The organism is Eisenbergiella porci (assembly GCF_009696275.1).
GTDB lineage: Bacteria > Bacillota > Clostridia > Lachnospirales > Lachnospiraceae > Eisenbergiella > Eisenbergiella porci.
Genome location: NZ_VUMI01000082.1, coordinates 1 through 15,531, shown reverse-complemented (window position 1 = coordinate 15,531; position 15,531 = coordinate 1). Strand labels below are relative to the sequence as shown.

At 51.4% G+C, this 15,531-nt stretch carries 12 protein-coding genes and 4 pseudogenes; all 16 read left to right on the top strand.

Translation table 11 applies throughout. The features are described 5' to 3' along the window. Positions 1–119 precede the first annotated feature (119 nt). Positions 120–899, top strand: a pseudogene (locus tag FYJ45_RS27550) (ParA family protein); the annotation flags it as partial. Next, entirely contained in the window at positions 856–1,785 is a 930-nt protein-coding gene (locus tag FYJ45_RS27545; protein WP_154468197.1) for a ParB/RepB/Spo0J family partition protein, read from the top strand. The pseudogene FYJ45_RS27550 and the gene FYJ45_RS27545, both read left to right, overlap by 44 nt. 13 nt (positions 1,786–1,798) lie before the next feature. Beyond that, positions 1,799–2,071 carry a DUF5720 family protein gene (locus FYJ45_RS27540; protein ID WP_154468196.1) on the top strand — a complete coding sequence of 91 codons (273 nt, stop codon included), beginning with the start codon at positions 1,799–1,801 and terminating at the stop codon, positions 2,069–2,071. A 66-nt stretch (positions 2,072–2,137) separates the two neighbouring features. After that, positions 2,138–3,013 carry a DUF6017 domain-containing protein gene (locus FYJ45_RS27535; RefSeq protein WP_154468195.1) on the top strand — a complete coding sequence of 292 codons (876 nt, stop codon included), beginning with the start codon at positions 2,138–2,140 and terminating at the stop codon, positions 3,011–3,013. A 46-nt stretch (positions 3,014–3,059) separates the two neighbouring features. Further along, positions 3,060–3,422 (top strand): DUF7768 domain-containing protein, encoded by a 363-nt coding sequence (locus FYJ45_RS27530; RefSeq protein ID WP_154468194.1) that lies wholly within the window; start codon positions 3,060–3,062, stop codon positions 3,420–3,422. Continuing rightward, positions 3,415–3,720: a DUF5720 family protein gene (locus FYJ45_RS27525; protein ID WP_154468193.1), complete on the top strand. Its 306-nt coding sequence runs from the start codon at positions 3,415–3,417 to the stop codon at positions 3,718–3,720. The genes FYJ45_RS27530 and FYJ45_RS27525 overlap by 8 nt, the downstream gene beginning before the upstream one ends. A gap of 100 nt (positions 3,721–3,820) precedes the next feature. Continuing rightward, positions 3,821–4,303, top strand: coding sequence for a PcfB family protein (locus FYJ45_RS27520; RefSeq protein WP_057572693.1), 483 nt, complete (start codon positions 3,821–3,823; stop codon positions 4,301–4,303). Continuing rightward, positions 4,300–4,938 (top strand): annotated as a pseudogene (locus FYJ45_RS27515) (type IV secretory system conjugative DNA transfer family protein); the annotation flags it as partial. The gene FYJ45_RS27520 and the pseudogene FYJ45_RS27515, both read left to right, overlap by 4 nt. A gap of 688 nt (positions 4,939–5,626) precedes the next feature. Further along, positions 5,627–7,498, top strand: coding sequence for a group II intron reverse transcriptase/maturase (gene ltrA, locus FYJ45_RS27510; protein ID WP_154468192.1), 1,872 nt, complete (start codon positions 5,627–5,629; stop codon positions 7,496–7,498). Between the two features lie 862 nt (positions 7,499–8,360). Next, entirely contained in the window at positions 8,361–10,151 is a 1,791-nt protein-coding gene (locus FYJ45_RS27505; protein WP_154468191.1) for a reverse transcriptase domain-containing protein, read from the top strand. A 122-nt stretch (positions 10,152–10,273) separates the two neighbouring features. Then, positions 10,274–11,356, top strand: a pseudogene (locus FYJ45_RS27500) (VirD4-like conjugal transfer protein, CD1115 family); the annotation flags it as partial. Between the two features lie 67 nt (positions 11,357–11,423). After that, a complete protein-coding gene (locus FYJ45_RS27495) occupies positions 11,424–11,639 on the top strand; it encodes a Maff2 family mobile element protein (RefSeq protein WP_021633195.1) in 216 nt (71 codons plus the stop codon). A 51-nt stretch (positions 11,640–11,690) separates the two neighbouring features. Beyond that, on the top strand, positions 11,691–11,939 hold the full coding sequence (locus FYJ45_RS27490) for a Maff2 family mobile element protein (protein ID WP_154468189.1): 249 nt from the start codon (positions 11,691–11,693) through the stop codon (positions 11,937–11,939). 123 nt (positions 11,940–12,062) lie between these two features. Beyond that, on the top strand, positions 12,063–12,872 hold the full coding sequence (locus FYJ45_RS27485) for a VirB6/TrbL-like conjugal transfer protein, CD1112 family (protein WP_408609544.1): 810 nt from the start codon (positions 12,063–12,065) through the stop codon (positions 12,870–12,872). A gap of 23 nt (positions 12,873–12,895) precedes the next feature. Then, a complete protein-coding gene (locus tag FYJ45_RS27480) occupies positions 12,896–13,339 on the top strand; it encodes a PrgI family protein (RefSeq protein ID WP_154468187.1) in 444 nt (147 codons plus the stop codon). Continuing rightward, positions 13,248–15,413, top strand: a pseudogene (locus FYJ45_RS27475) (VirB4-like conjugal transfer ATPase, CD1110 family); the annotation flags it as partial. The gene FYJ45_RS27480 and the pseudogene FYJ45_RS27475, both read left to right, overlap by 92 nt. Positions 15,414–15,531: the final 118 nt, after the last annotated feature.

Genomic DNA, 15,531 nt, shown 5'->3' with positions numbered 1-15,531 from the left:
CTTCCGAATTATGCAAAGTCTAAAGAGCCCGTACACTTTATATAATCAACAAAGTGTGGGCTCCACTTTGCATAATAACTTACTTTTCATAACCAACGTTATGCGAAGCTTCGCATAACGTTGGCAAGACAACGACCTGCGCCAATCTCGGCATCGGACTGGCACAGGAAGGAAAGAAGGTGCTGCTGGTTGACGGCGATCCCCAGGGCAGCTTGTCTATCAGCCTGGGCTATTCCCGCCCGGACACGCTGCCGGTTACGCTCTCCGATATGATGGGCAAGGTCCTGACCGATATGCCCATCCAGCCCGGCGAGGGTATTCTGCACCATGCGGAGGGTGTTGACCTGATGCCTGCGGACATTCAGCTCTCCGGCATGGAGGTATCCCTGGTTAACGCCATGAGCAGAGAAACCATTCTGCGGCAGTATCTGGACACGGTGAAACGGGACTATACCCATATTTTAATTGACTGCCAACCCTCCCTGGGTATGCTCACGGTCAATGCACTGGCAGCCGCCAACAGGGTATTGATTCCCGTCCAGGCGGAGTATCTGCCCGCCAAAGGACTGGAACAGCTGCTGCAAACCATCAGCAAAGTGCGGAGGCAGATCAATCCCAAACTGCAAATCGACGGCATCCTACTGACGATGGTGGACGGGCGCACCAACTTTGCAAAAGAGATCAGCGCCCTGCTGCGGGAAACCTACGGTTCCAAAATTAAAGTATTCGGTTCTGAGATTCCGCACTCCGTCCGGGCCAAGGAGATCAGCGCCGAAGGAAAGAGCATCTACGCCCACGACCCGGAGGGCAAGGTTGCTGCCGCCTACAAAAATCTGACGAAGGAGGTGCTGAAACTTGAAAAGCAGCGCGAAAAACATAAAGCTGGCATCGGTAGATGATCTGTTTTCCACCGAGGAAAGCCGCGCCGACGCCAGCCGCGAAAAAGTAGTGGAAATCCCGCTGTCTGAACTGCATCCGTTTAAGGACCATCCCTTTAAGGTCAAGGATGACGAGGCCATGATGGAAACGGCGGACAGTATTCGGCAGTACGGCGTTTTGGTTCCTGCCATCGTCCGTCCCGATGCGAATGGCGGCTATGAGCTGGTTGCTGGGCACCGGCGGCACCACGCCAGCGAATTGGCCGGAAAAGAAACCTTGCCTTGTATTGTCCGTGATCTGGATGATGATGCCGCCACAATTATCATGGTTGACAGCAACCTTCAGCGTGAAAGCCTGCTTCCCAGTGAGCGGGCTTTTGCGTATAAGATGAAGTTGGAGGCCGTTAAGCACCAAGGAGCCAGAACGGACCTCACTTCTGTTCAAGTTGAACAGAAGTTGAGCGCCCGTGACAGGGTGGCGCAAGAGGCCGGTGAAAAAAGTGGTATTCAAGTTATGCGTTATATCCGCCTGACCGAGCTGATTCCCCCTTTGCTGGATATGGTAGACGAGAAGAAAATCGCCCTCAGTCCGGCCTACGAGCTGTCCTTCCTCAAACCGGAGGAACAGGCCCAACTTGTTGAGACAATGGACTATGAACAGGCTACCCCTTCTCTTTCCCAGGCCCAACGCATGAAGAAGTTCAGCCAGGAAGGGCGTTTGACCGAAGATGTGATGCTTGCCATTATGTCTGAGGAAAAGAAAAGCGAGCTGGACCGCGTTACGCTCACCTCTGACACCCTGCGGAAATACTTTCCCAAGAGTTATACCCCCAAGAAGATGGAGGAAACCATCATCAAGCTGCTGGAAGCATGGCAGCGCAAACGCCAGCAACAGCAGGAACGCTGAGAAAGGAGCCGGTATGAGCGATATTCCCATTCGGGAGCTGAAAGGCCATGACATTCTGGCCGTGGAACGATTCAGGGACAGCACCCGCCGGATGATTGAGTTTGTTGTCCGCAAGCAGGGCAACCCTTACGGCAGCCCCGGTGATGAAATGCGCCTGTTTCTGAGCGAGGCGGACTATCGGAGGGCGTTAGAGAGCCAGAACCGCAGAGAAATCCGCATCAAGCGGACTGCCCACATCATTGAGGGCCATATCCTGTACGACAGGAAAAAGAGCAAGAAACACTGATTTGTCGCAGTTTGAAGTGACTGCGGCTTTTTTCATGCCAACCGGCGCAAGGAAGGAGTGAAGTCAATGGCTGTTTTTCGCGTCCAACGCACACGCGATTACACCGTAATGTCAAATTATCACCTGAGAGATCAGAACCTGACCCTGAAAGCCAAGGGCCTATTGTCTATGATGCTGTCTCTCCCGGATGAATGGAACTACACCACGAGGGGGCTGGCCGCCATCTGCAAGGAGGGCGTGGATGCTATCGGTTCTGCCCTGAAAGAACTGGAAAACACCGGCTATATCGTCCGGCATCAGCTGCGCGGTGCCAATGGCAGGATCAGCGATACGGAGTACATCATTTACGAGCAGCCCCATAAAGCTGAAACCCCGGATACGGATTCACCAGATACGGAAAATCCGGATATGGTTTCCCCGGATATGGACACGCCATATCTGGAAAAGCCCGCAGAAATAAATATAGAAGAATTAAATACCCAAAAATCAATTACAGATGGATCAAATACCGATTCGATTCCTTTCCGTGGGTATGCGGCGGGAAACCCGCCGGAACCGAAACGAAGGGAAGCGACGCCGGTGAGCGAAATGGAAAGCTATCGGGAGTTGATTCTGGAAAACATCGAGTACGACCTTCTTCGGCAGGAGGCTGGTCCTTATGCAGATGATCTGGACGAAATCGTTGAAATCATGGTGGAAACAGTCTGCGCCAGACGGAAATTCACGCGGGTAGCTGGCAGCGACTTTCCCCATGAGGTCGTGAAGTCCCGGCTTCTGAAACTGAACTGTGAGCATATTCGCTTTGTGATGGACTGCATGAGGCAGAACACCACTAAAATCCGGAACATCAAGCAATACCTGCTGGCGGCGCTGTTCAATGCACCCACCACCATCGGGAACTATTACACGGCACTGGTAAACCACGACATGTACGGCGGCTGATGGCCGCCTATTTTTATGCCCGGACATCCGGGAGAAAGGATATGCCATGAAGCGACCTTTGGCTTACATCACTGCCCCCTGGGGCAGCAACGAATTTGAGAACACTGAAACCGCCGCCCGTTACTGCCGAGCCGTTTATGATGCCGGTTTTTCGCCGGTCTGTCCGCTTCTGTTCCTGCCTCTGTTTCTCAACGATGCGATTCCACAGGAGCATAAGGACAGCATCGACATTGCCCGCGATTTTCTCCGCCGCGCTCATGTGCTGGTAGTCTGCGGCGATACCGTAGACGAGGCCATGAAAAATGATATTGCCATCGCGGAGCGGCTCCGGATCACTGCTACCACTCTGGACGGCCTGCTCACCGTAAAGGGCCAGGGGCGGGAGAAAGGAGGAAATCAGCATGGGTAAAACCATTGGCGAGCTGATGGAGGAAATGCGTATCAAGGCCGGAGCGCAGAATTACAAAGGCCATGACTACCTGGATTTGGCCCGGTTCGATGAGAACACCCGCCACATGATTATCTTTGATGTGCTGACCCATGATTCGCCGGTGGGCTTCATGGGAGATCGGATGCGGATGTTTCTCTCCGACACCGGCTATCAGAAAGCGTTGGAGAACCAGGAACATGGGAACATCAAAATTCTGTCCCACGCCAAGGTCATTCGCGGAGATCTGTTCTATGACCGCAAAGACCAGGTACGGTAACGGAGACTCCATGATGCTGAAATATCTGCTCCGGCGGTTGGTGGTGCCGCCTTAGTGAAAGCCGCCTCCCTGCAAATCTGACGGAAAGGAGTGATGAGAAATGCAGGAAGAAGTTGAAAACAGGACGCTCACCCTGGGCATCAATGCAACCAAGTTCTCCGGGCGGGTCTTAAAAGCTGCCCTGTGCAAGTACCTGGCTTACCGCAAGGAAAAGAAATTGCAGGCCAGCCGGGACAGCCCTGATGTAAAGTCCTTCGGCAAGGTCAGCATGGAGGAATTACAGCAGGAGCATGGCGATATGCGCCAGCTCGATGTGCAGGACAAGAGCCTGCGGGACTTTGACCGTATTGCCAGAGAACACGGCGTCCGCTACACCGTCTTTGAGACGGAAAAGGGCCATTTTCAGATTTTCTTCAAGGCTCCCAATGAGGCAAATATGAATGCCGCCTTTGAGAAGTACGCAGCCACGAAGCTCAAAAAAGCGGAGCGGCGCGAATCTGTGCTGGGCAAGCTGGAGAAATTCAAGGCTCTGGTGAAAAACGCCGTGGTGGACCGGACCAAGCGAAAGGAGCTGGAACGATGAAACAGATCAACATCAAGAAGCTCCTGCTGCTAAACCTGCCCTATCCGCTGATCGGCCTCTTTGCCACCAAGCTGGGACAGGCATGGCGGCTGGCCGCTGGTGTGGACGCTTCCACGAAGCTGCTGCATCTGCCGGAGGGCTTCGCCGCCGCGTTTCAGTCTTTCTTGCCCAGCCTTTACCCGCAGGATTTGGTCATCGGTCTACTCTGTGGTGCAGCCCTGCGGCTGGCGGTCTATGTGAAAGGCAAGAACGCCAAGAAATACCGCAAGGACATTGAGTACGGTTCCGCCCGCTGGGGAACGGCAGAGGACATCAAGCCCTTTGTCGATCCGGTGTTTGAAAACAACATCATACTCACGCAGACGGAAAGTCTGATGATGAGTAACCGGCCCAAGAATCCCAAGTACGCCCGAAATAAGAATGTGCTGATCATCGGCGGCTCCGGTTCCGGCAAAACCCGCTTCTGGCTCAAGCCCAACCTGATGCAATGCACCTCCAGGGCGTATCCCACCAGCTTTGTGGTCACAGACCCCAAGGGCAGTATCGTGGTCGAGTGCGGAAAGCTCCTGCAGCGCAACGGCTACCGCATCAAGATCATGAACACCATCAATTTCAAGAAGTCCATGCACTACAACCGTGCGACTTGTTCGCCACCGAAAATGCGGCGCACAGTGCTGTTTCAGTCAGTTCTGTGAACTGATAATTCAAGAGGTGGAATGATAGGGTAACGCCTTGAAACGCCTCCCCTGATACTCCGGCATGCAGAGGGCAAAACTCTGTATGGAGCCCGGTGAAGTCGGCAGAGAGATGCCGTAACAGGTTAAGCTGACGAAAGCTGTCCAGAGGTGGACGGTGCATCCTATATGCCGGGGGTCTACAAGATACCCATGGTGAGAATGACAGAGATGTCTGACGAAACTCCCGAATGTAAAGGTCTAAAAGTGCCACGCTCAGAAATGGGTGTGTGGGTTAATGCCCAGACAGTGCGGCAGAGTAGAAATGGTTGTTACGAAACGCCGTGGCACGTTACAGGCGTGTCCAAGCTGTCAGGCCCAGAGGGAACACCTAAAGGTATGTATGGACAGATAGAATTATCGGAACAAGGAAAGGCAGGAAGTCCATTGGATAATCCGACGAAGAACAATAAGCGGATAAATTCTTGCTGAAAAGCAGTGGTCGAACCGATGATGCCATCTGCGAAAAAGAGGATGGTTAGGAATGGCCACGAGTCAGGCAAAACGTCAGCAGTACACAACCACTATTCATGCAGTCGAGTAAGAAAAAGAAATTGTCACTCGATTTCAAAAGAATGGGGTGATGTACATGGCACAGAAAGCTAAGAAGAAAAGCAAGATGCGCCATGCGGAATACTATGACATGCAGAAAACCTTTGACGACCTGTATGCCGCTAGTAAGAACGGTGAAACTTTCGGGCATTTGATGGAAATCATCAGTGCGCCTAACAACATCAAGCTGGCATTCAGAAATATCAAGGGAAATGACGGCAGTCATACCGCAGGCACGGATGGGCGGACGATTGAGTCACTGGCAGCCATGCCAGAGGATAAGTTTGTGAAGCTCATCCAGAAACAATTCAGGAGGTATGAGCCAAAGGCAGTAAGAAGAGTAGAAATACCGAAGCCAAACGGAAAGCTGAGGCCTCTGGGAATACCGTGTATTATCGACCGAATAGTACAACAATGTATCTTGCAGGTCATGGAGCCGATCTGCGAAGCAAAGTTCTATGAGCACTCTTACGGATTCAGACCGTGCAGGAGCGCTGAAAATGCTATCTCCTACGCTTATGGACTTGCTCAGATGAACAAGCTTCACTATGTAGTCGATGTGGATGTTAAAGGATTCTTTGACAACGTCGATCACAGAAAGTTGCTTAGGCAGATATGGACTCTGGGTATACGGGACACCAAGTTGATTCAGATTATTAAGGCCATGCTGAAAGCACCAATCGTAATGCCCAACGGAGAAACCGTCCTGCCATCAAAAGGAACACCGCAAGGCGGTATCCTTTCCCCACTTCTGGCGAACATCGTCCTCAACGAATTGGACTGGTGGATTGCCTCCCAGTGGGATGAGATGGTGGCGCACATGGAACATCCATGTAAAGTGACCTATTACCCTAATGGTGCGGAGAAAAAGTACAACAGCTATACGGCCTTAAAGAAAAGCAACCTCAAGGAAATGCGGATTGTCCGTTATGCGGATGATTTCAAGATATTTTGCAGAACCAAAGAGGATGCCGAGAAAACCTACTATGCAGTGAAAGACTGGCTGTGGAAACGGCTTAAGCTGGTAATTTCTGATGAAAAGTCCAAAGTGACCAATCTTAGGAAGCGTGACAGTGAGTTTCTGGGTTTTCGTATAAAGCTGCGGCGTAAAGGTAATTCATGGGTGATAACTTCAAATGTCTGCGATAAAGCCACGAAAAGGATCAGCAAAGAAATGGCTGAAACCATCAGGGCGATACAAAGAAGCAAGACGGCTGAAGAAATAAGCCTGAACGTGGGTGACTACAACGCCAAGGTGATCGGAATACAGGATTATTACTGCATTGCGACAAGAGTCAACTTGAATTTCAGCGATATCGCCCGTCCTATCAACGGACAGCTTCTCCATCGTATCGATGGGATCAAGAAGCAAGGCGAAATCAAAAACAGATATCTGAGGAAACGATACGGAGAATCGAGGCAGATGCGATGGGTCGGAGAAACGCCGCTGGTGCCATTAGCCTACGTACAGTTCAAAATCCCAATGCGAAAAAGCCGAAAAATCAATCCGTATACGCCCGAAGGCAGAGCTGAGATACACGACAATCTGAGAATAGATGTGAAGTCAATGCTCTGGCTGATGCGGCATCCGATACCATACGAATCGGTGAGGTACAACGATAATCGCGTTTCGCTTTATGCAGGACAAGATGGGAAGTGTGCAGTCACCGGAAAGGAACTGGATGTGCAGACCTGTGTCTGCTACAGAAAATCAAACGAATGTAAAAAGGGCAATGACAGCTACCAAAACCTGATGCTTCTTTCTTTACAGGGATGGGTAATTGTCAGCTCGGAAAACATTGAATCTGTAGCGGCGCTGGTAAAGGAATACTCTTTGAATGCCAAAGCTATTACCAAAGTGAACAAACTGCGCGCTACCGCAGGACTGCCGCTTCTGGCGGTAGAGTAGCAAAACTTAGCCAATGTGAAAGAGTGGTTGTGTATCACTGCTGAAACTATGCTTGATGGAACGCCGGATGCGGTGAAAGTCGCATGTCCGGTGTGAAGTGGGGGAAAACCCGGAGACAATTTCAAAGGGTTACCTATCGCTATCCTTCTCGTACATTCACAGCGAAAAGGACATTTTGAAGCTGGTCACGACCCTGATTGCCAACACCAAAGGCGCGCGCCCAGATAGGGCGTAGTAAGAAGTAGAATCAGGCACTACCCACTCAGATAACAGTGGAAACGACCCGCCTAACCGATAGGCGAAAGCTGATGCGGGACCATAGCATGGCGGGAAAGCGATAAGTTGCTCTATACACAAGAGCACGACTGAATTGCTACGTTAAGCGGATATGAGGATAGAACTACTGAATGTTGAATGCGAGTTTCAAGTCCCCGTTGTGTTCGGGCGGAGGAATGTGTATGTAACCACCGTAGATACGGCGGCATCAACCTCTGACATGAATAACATTGCGTTTCGCCTTTGCGCGATGGGTTATCAATCCATTCATGTGACAAGCCAGAGAACTGGAAATAACGAAACGAAAGCGTATCCGACAATCCGCATTTGCCTACTTATTACGCTAACTGGGGATTGCCTAAGTCGGAATGCTCAAACCAGCTATGCGAAATGCCCCCTGCGGGCGATAAATCCCAAGCCCTCGAAAGGCAAGGGAGATGACGCTGAATATCCGATACGGCAACGGAGTTCTCATAGTAGTCATGTGGGAAGTAACGACTCTCACGGAATATATCGTGTATTCCAGACGAAGGAGAACAGTTATTGCATTCCAAAATTGAAATTTGATTAGGGAGGAAAGCCTCAAATGCAACCAACAATCGAGATTTTGGATAGAATCAGAAAAAATTCAAGGGACAACAAAGAGGAAATCTTCACAAGGCTCTACCGCTATCTATTAAGACCCGATCTGTATTATCTTGCGTACAAAAACCTCTACGCCAACAAGGGCGCAGGAACAAAAGGCGTGAATGACGACACAGCTGACGGATTCAGCAAGGAAAAAGTTGACCGGATCATCCAATCTCTGGCTGACGGAACCTATACGCCGAATCCCGTTCGCCGCGAGTACATCCAGAAAAAGCAGAACAGCACGAAAAAGCGTCCCCTGGGGATTCCTACCTTTACGGACAAGCTGGTGCAGGAAGTATTGAGAATGATATTGGAATCGGTCTACGAGCCAATTTTTTCAAACAACTCTCACGGCTTTCGTCCCAACAGGAGTTGCCACACTGCGCTAAAATCCTTGAAAAGAGAATTTTCAGGTGTGTCGTGGTTTATTGAGGGCGATATTAAGGGCTGTTTTGATAACATCAACCACCGAGTTTTGGCAAACATCATAAACGCCAAGATTAAAGACGCACGGCTGATTCAGCTCATTTGGAAATTCCTAAAAGCCGGTTATATGGAGGACTGGCAATACCATGCTACCTACTCCGGCTGCCCGCAGGGCGGCATCGTTTCGCCCATACTCGCAAATATCTACCTGAATGAGCTGGACAAGTTCGTAGAAAAAACCGCCAAAGAGTTCTATAAAAGCAGGGACAGGCACCATACCCCGGAATACGATAAGGTCACATGGCAGATAAAAAAGGCTCAGAAACAGCTGAAAACTGCAACGGGTCAGGAAAAAACAGCTTTGTTGCAGAAAATCGCTCAATTAAAAGCAGTCATGCATAAAACGCCCTGTATGTCCAAAACGGACAAAGTCATCAAATACATCCGTTATGCTGACGACTTCATTCTTGGCGTGAAGGGCGATAAAGCGGACTGTGAGCGTATCAAGAGACAGCTGTCCGACTTCATCAGCCAAACCCTGAAAATGGAGCTTTCAGAGCAAAAGACACTCATTACGCACAGTAACCAGTATGCAAGATTTTTGGGTTATGACATCCGTGTGCGGAGAGACCAGAAGCTAAAGCCGCACGGAAACCACGTTTCCCGCACGCTCAACGGGTCTGTTGAGCTGTGCATTCCGTTTGCGGACAAAATCATGCCTTTCCTGTTTGGGAAGTCGGTCATTCGGCAACTACGCGACGGGACAATAGAGCCTACCGCAAGAAAATATATCTTTCGGTGTACGGACTTGGAGATTGTATCAACGTACAACTCTGAGCTGCGCGGTATTTGCAACTATTACAGCATAGCCAGCAATTTCAACAAGCTTCAATATTTTGAATATTTGATGGAATACAGCTGCCTGAAAACTCTCGCTGGAAAGCATGAGAGCACCAGCAGAAAAATGATGCGCAAATACCGTGATGGAAACGGCAGCTGGGGTGTGCCCTACCAAACAAAAGCAGGCATAAAGCGCCGCAGCTTCGCAAGGTTTATGGATTGCAAAAATACAGACCTCTGGACAGATAAAATCATAGACTTTGCAATCGCACACATCGGTTCCAGAACGTCATTTGACGATAGGCTGTCCGCCCGCGTGTGTGAGCTGTGCGGAAAGACCAATGTACCGCTGGAAATACACCATGTAAATAAAGTGAAGAACCTCAAAGGAAAACAACTGTGGGAACTTGCGATGATAGCGAAAAAGCGTAAAACTCTTGCAGTGTGCAAGGACTGTCATCACAAGATTCATCACCCTTGAACGACGCTGATTTGAAGCAATGATGGCGAGCCGGATACATCGAGAGGTGTACGTCCGGTTCTGGGAGGGGTTTGGGCAAACCTACGGCAGGAATGCCGCAAGGCGGCTCATTCCTACTCTACGAAGGCAAGGGCGGGGACGATTTCTGGCTCAAGGCGGAGACGCTGCTTTACACGGCACTGATCGGCTACATCCACTATGAAGCCCCGGAGGAGGAGCAGAACTTCTCCACCCTGATTGAGTTCCTGAACGCGATGGAGACGCGGGAGGACGATGAGGACTTCCAGAACCCCGTTGACCTGATGTTTGAGGATTTGGAAAAGCGCAAGCCCAACCACTTTGCGGTGCGCCAGTACAAGAAATACAAGCTGGCTGCCGGAAAAACAGCCAAGTCGATTCTGATTAGCTGCGGTGCGCGTCTGGCCCCCTTTGACATTCAGGAGCTGCGGGAGCTGACCGCTTATGATGAGCTGGAGCTGGACACCCTGGGCGACCGGAAAACGGCTCTGTTCTTCATTATGAGCGATACCGATGACACTTTTAACTTTTTGATCTCTATGGCCTACACCCAGCTTTTCAATCTGCTGTGCGAAAAGGCCGATGATGTGTATGACGGCCGTCTGCCGGTTCATGTGCGCTGCCTCATTGATGAGGCGGCCAACATCGGGCAGATTCCCCGTCTGGAAAAGCTGGTGGCAACGATCCGCTCCCGCGAGATTTCGTGCTGCCTGGTCCTTCAGGCACAGTCTCAGCTCAAAGCTTTGTATAAGGACAACTGTGACACCATCATCGGCAACATGGATGCCCGTATCTTCCTGGGTGGCTCGGAGCCTACGACATTAAAGGAACTGAGCGCCGCACTGGGTAAGGAAACCATTGATATGTATAACACCAGCGTCACCAAGGGTACGCAGGAAAGCCACGGGCAGAACTTTCAGAAGCTGGGCAAGGAGCTGGCCTCCGTGGATGAGCTGGCCGTTCTGGACGGCAGCAAGTGCATCCTCCAGCTTCGCGGTGTGCGGCCGTTTTTGTCGGACAAGTACGACATTACCAAGCACCCGAACTACAAATACCTATCCGATTTTGATAAGAAAAATGCCTTCAACATAGAGCGTTTTCTTGACACCAAGCTCAAACCGAAGCCGGGCGAACGGTTTGAAGCCTTTGATATTACCCTGCCCGATGGGGAGGCTGCCCCCGCTTAACGCAGCCTGATCTTGAAACGAGGAAAGCGTGCCTTCCAAACAATAAAATTTTTGGAGGTACTTTATTATGGCATTTTTCAATTCTGCAGTTGGTGTTCTTCAAACCCTCGTTGTGGCGCTCGGTGCCGGTCTCGGCATCTGGGGTGCAATCAACCTTCTGGAAGGCTATGGCAATGACAACCCCGGCGCAAAGTCGCAGGGTATGAAGCAGCTCATGGCGGGCGGCGGCGTGGCCCTCATCGGCATCACCCTGGTTCCCCTGCTGTCCGGCCTGTTCGGTTAATCCCGAACCCCTGCAACCTGTTCACCAACCATTCACTGTAAGGAGGCTTTTATGAAACCGAGCGATCTTTCCAAGCCGGAATATACGGTACAGGAAATCATGCAAATCCTTGTCATTTCCATTGGCGCTGGCCTGGGTATCTGGGGGGCTATCACATTGTTGGAGGGCTACGAAAACGAGGACGAAAGCCTGAAGCGGCGTGGCCTGGATATGGTGCTGGCTGGCGGCAATATTGCGTCGCTGGCACCGGAATGTCTTCGGATTGAACTTCCGGCCTCGGACGGTTCGGACAATCATTGAGCCTCAAGAAATTCTCTGCCCCTTCCGCTTCATGCGGGAGGGGCAAGAAAGGAGGTCAAGCGTTTGGATTTCTTATGGGATTCCATCACAGAATGGCTCAAAGAACTGCTGGTCAGCGGTATTATGAGCAACCTGTCCGGGATGTTCGACCATGTAAACCAGAAGGTCGGGGAAATCTCCACCCAGGTGGGAACTACTCCGCAGGCATGGAACAGCGGCGTGTTTTCGATGGTGCAGAACCTTTCGGAAACAGTCATTCTCCCGATTGCCGGTGTCATCCTGGCCTTTGTGATGACGCTGGAGCTGATCCAGTTGATTACTGACAAAAACAATCTCCACGATGTGGATACCTGGATGTTCTTCAAGTGGATTTTCAAGACGGCCTGCGCCATTCTCATCGTCACCAACACCTGGAATATTGTCATGGGCGTATTTGATGTGGCTCAGAGCGTGGTCAATAACGCAGCGGGCGTCATTATCTCGGATGCCTCCATTGATATTTCCAGTGTGGCCACGGACATGGAGGCCCGATTGATGGAAATGGATTTGGGGCCGCTGTTCGGCCTCTGGTTCCAGAGCCTTTTTGTAGGCATTACCATGTGGGCGCTGACGATCTGTATTTTCATCATCGTGTATGGCCGTATGGTGGAGATCTATCTGGTGACTTCCGTGGCCCCGATCCCGATGGCGACCATGCTCAATCGGGAATGGGGACAGATGGGACAGAATTATCTCCGCGCCCTGTTTGCCCTGGGCTTTCAGGCATTTCTCATTATCATCTGCGTGGGCATCTATGCCGTTCTGGTGCAGAACATCGCGCTGGAGAGCGACATCAGCGCGGCAATCTGGACCTGCATGGGCTATACGGTGCTGCTGTGCTTCACCCTCTTTAAGACCGGCAGCCTTGCCAAGAGCGTGTTCAATGCCCACTAACCCATGAAAGGAGGCTTTCCTTTATGGCCTATGTCAACGTGCCAAAGGATTTGAGCAAGGTAAAAACCAAGGTGATGTTCAACCTCACCAAGAGACAGCTCATCTGTTTCGGCAGCGGCGCACTGGTTGGCGTGCCGCTGTTTTTTCTGCTCAAATCTTATATCAGCACCAGCACCGCCTCGCTGTGTATGGTGCTTGTGATGCTGCCGTTCTTTCTGTTCGCCATGTATGAAAAGAACGGCCAGCCCTTTGAAAAAATCATTCACAACTATGTGCAGGTGCGGTTCATCCGCCCCAAGCACCGGCCTTATCAGACTGACAATTTCTATGCCGTGTTAGACCGGCAGTATCATTTGGACAAGGAGGTACAACGCATTGTCTGCAAAAACGACACAAAAAAGAAAGCTGACCCGCGCCGAGCGCCGGGAGATCGCGGCCGCCATCGAACGGGCGAAGCGGACGGATAAGAAACAGCAGTCGGCCCAGCAGTCCATTCCCTATGAGCGGATGTGGCCGGACGGTGTATGCCGCGTGACCGGCAATTTCTACACCAAGACCATCCAGTTTCAGGACATCAACTATCAGCTTTCTCAGAACGAGGACAAGAGCGCCATTTTTGATGCCTGGTGTGATTTCCTCAACTACTTTGACAGCTCCATCCGATTTCAGTTTTCATTCCTGAACCTGACCGCCAGCATGGAGAGCTTTGAACAGAGCATTTTTATCCCGCCCCAGAATGATGCTTTTGACAGCATCCGGGCCGAGTACGCTGAAATGCTCCAGAACCAGCTTGCCAAGGGCAACAACGGCCTGACCAAGACCAAGTTTCTGACTTTTGGTATCGAGGCGGACAGCATCAAGACAGCAAAGCCCCGGCTGGAGCGCATCGAAAACGATATTCTCAACAACTTCAAGCGGCTGGGTGTATCCGCTGCCGTCTTAAACGGGCTGGAACGCCTGTGCTTGATGCACGACATCTTCCACATGGATGATCAGAGTCGTTTTCAGTTCTCCTGGGACTGGCTGGCACCCAGCGGGCTGTCCACCAAGGACTTTATCGCGCCATCCTCCTTCGAGTTCAAAGAGGGGCGAACCTTCCGTATGGGCAAGAAGTTCGGTGCGGTATCCTTCCTGCAAATCCTGGCTCCGGAGCTGAATGACCGGATGCTGGCTGATTTCCTGGATATGGAGAGCAGCCTGATCGCCACGATGCACATTCAGTCTGTGGACCAGGTAGCTGCCATCAAGACAGTCAAGCGCAAGATCACCGATTTGGACAAGATGAAGATCGAGGAGCAGAAAAAAGCGGTTCGGGCCGGATACGATATGGACATCATTCCCTCCGACCTTGCCACCTACGGCACCGAGGCGAAAAATCTTCTGAAGGAGCTGCAAAGCCGCAACGAGCGAATGTTCCTGATGACGTTCCTGCTGGTGAATACCGCCGACACCAAGCAGCAGCTTGACAACAACGTGTTCCAGGCATCCAGCATCGCGCAGAAGTACAACTGTCAGCTTGTGCGCCTGGACTACCTGCAGGAGGAGGGGCTGATGAGCAGCCTGCCGCTGGGTTTCAATCAGGTGGAGATTCAGCGCAGTCTTACCACCTCCAGCACCGCAATCTTTATCCCGTTTACCACCCAGGAGCTTTTCCAGTCCGGCGGCGGGGCTCTGTATTACGGCCTGAACGCCCTGTCCAGCAACCTCATCATGGTGGACCGAAAAAAGCTCAAAAATCCTAACGGCCTGATTCTGGGTACACCCGGCAGCGGCAAGTCCTTCTCCGCCAAGCGCGAAATCACCAATGCGTTTCTCATTACGGGCGATGATATTGCCATCTGCGACCCAGAGGGAGAATATTTCCCGCTGGTGCAGCGGCTGGGCGGTCAGGTTATTCGTATTTCTCCGACAAGCTCCGACTACATCAACCCCATGGACATCAACTTAAACTATTCTGACGATGAAAACCCGCTTTCTCTGAAGGCGGATTTTATTTTGTCCCTGTGTGAGCTGGTGGTTGGCAGCCGGGACGGATTGCAGCCCGTGGAAAAGACAGTCATTGACCGCTGTGTGCGCCTGATCTATCAGCCGTACCTCAATGATCCCTGCCCGGAGAACATTCCTATTCTTGGTGATCTGTATGAGGCCCTTTTGAAGCAGGACGAGAAAGAAGCCCACCACATTGCCACCGCGCTGGAGATCTATGTATCCGGCTCCCTCAACGTGTTCAATCACCGCACGAATGTGGATGTCAACAACCGCATCGTCTGCTACGACATTAAGGAGCTGGGCAAGCAGCTCAAAAAGCTGGGGATGCTCATTGTCCAGGATCAGGTATGGGGCCGCGTCACCGCCAACCGCGCTGCTGGCAAGTCCACCCGATACTACATGGACGAGTTCCATCTGTTGCTCAAAGAGGAACAGACTGCCGCATACAGTGTGGAGATTTGGAAGCGGTTCAGAAAGTGGGGCGGTATTCCGACCGGAATCACCCAGAATGTCAAGGACCTGCTTTCTTCCCGTGAGGTGGAAAACATCTTTGGTGCGACACGTTGACGCACAAACATCACGCTATGAGGGTAATACTTCATAGACTTATGGCCATGTGATGCTAAAAGCGTCGGGCTTATCTCGGCAGGGATGAGCAACAACTGATAAC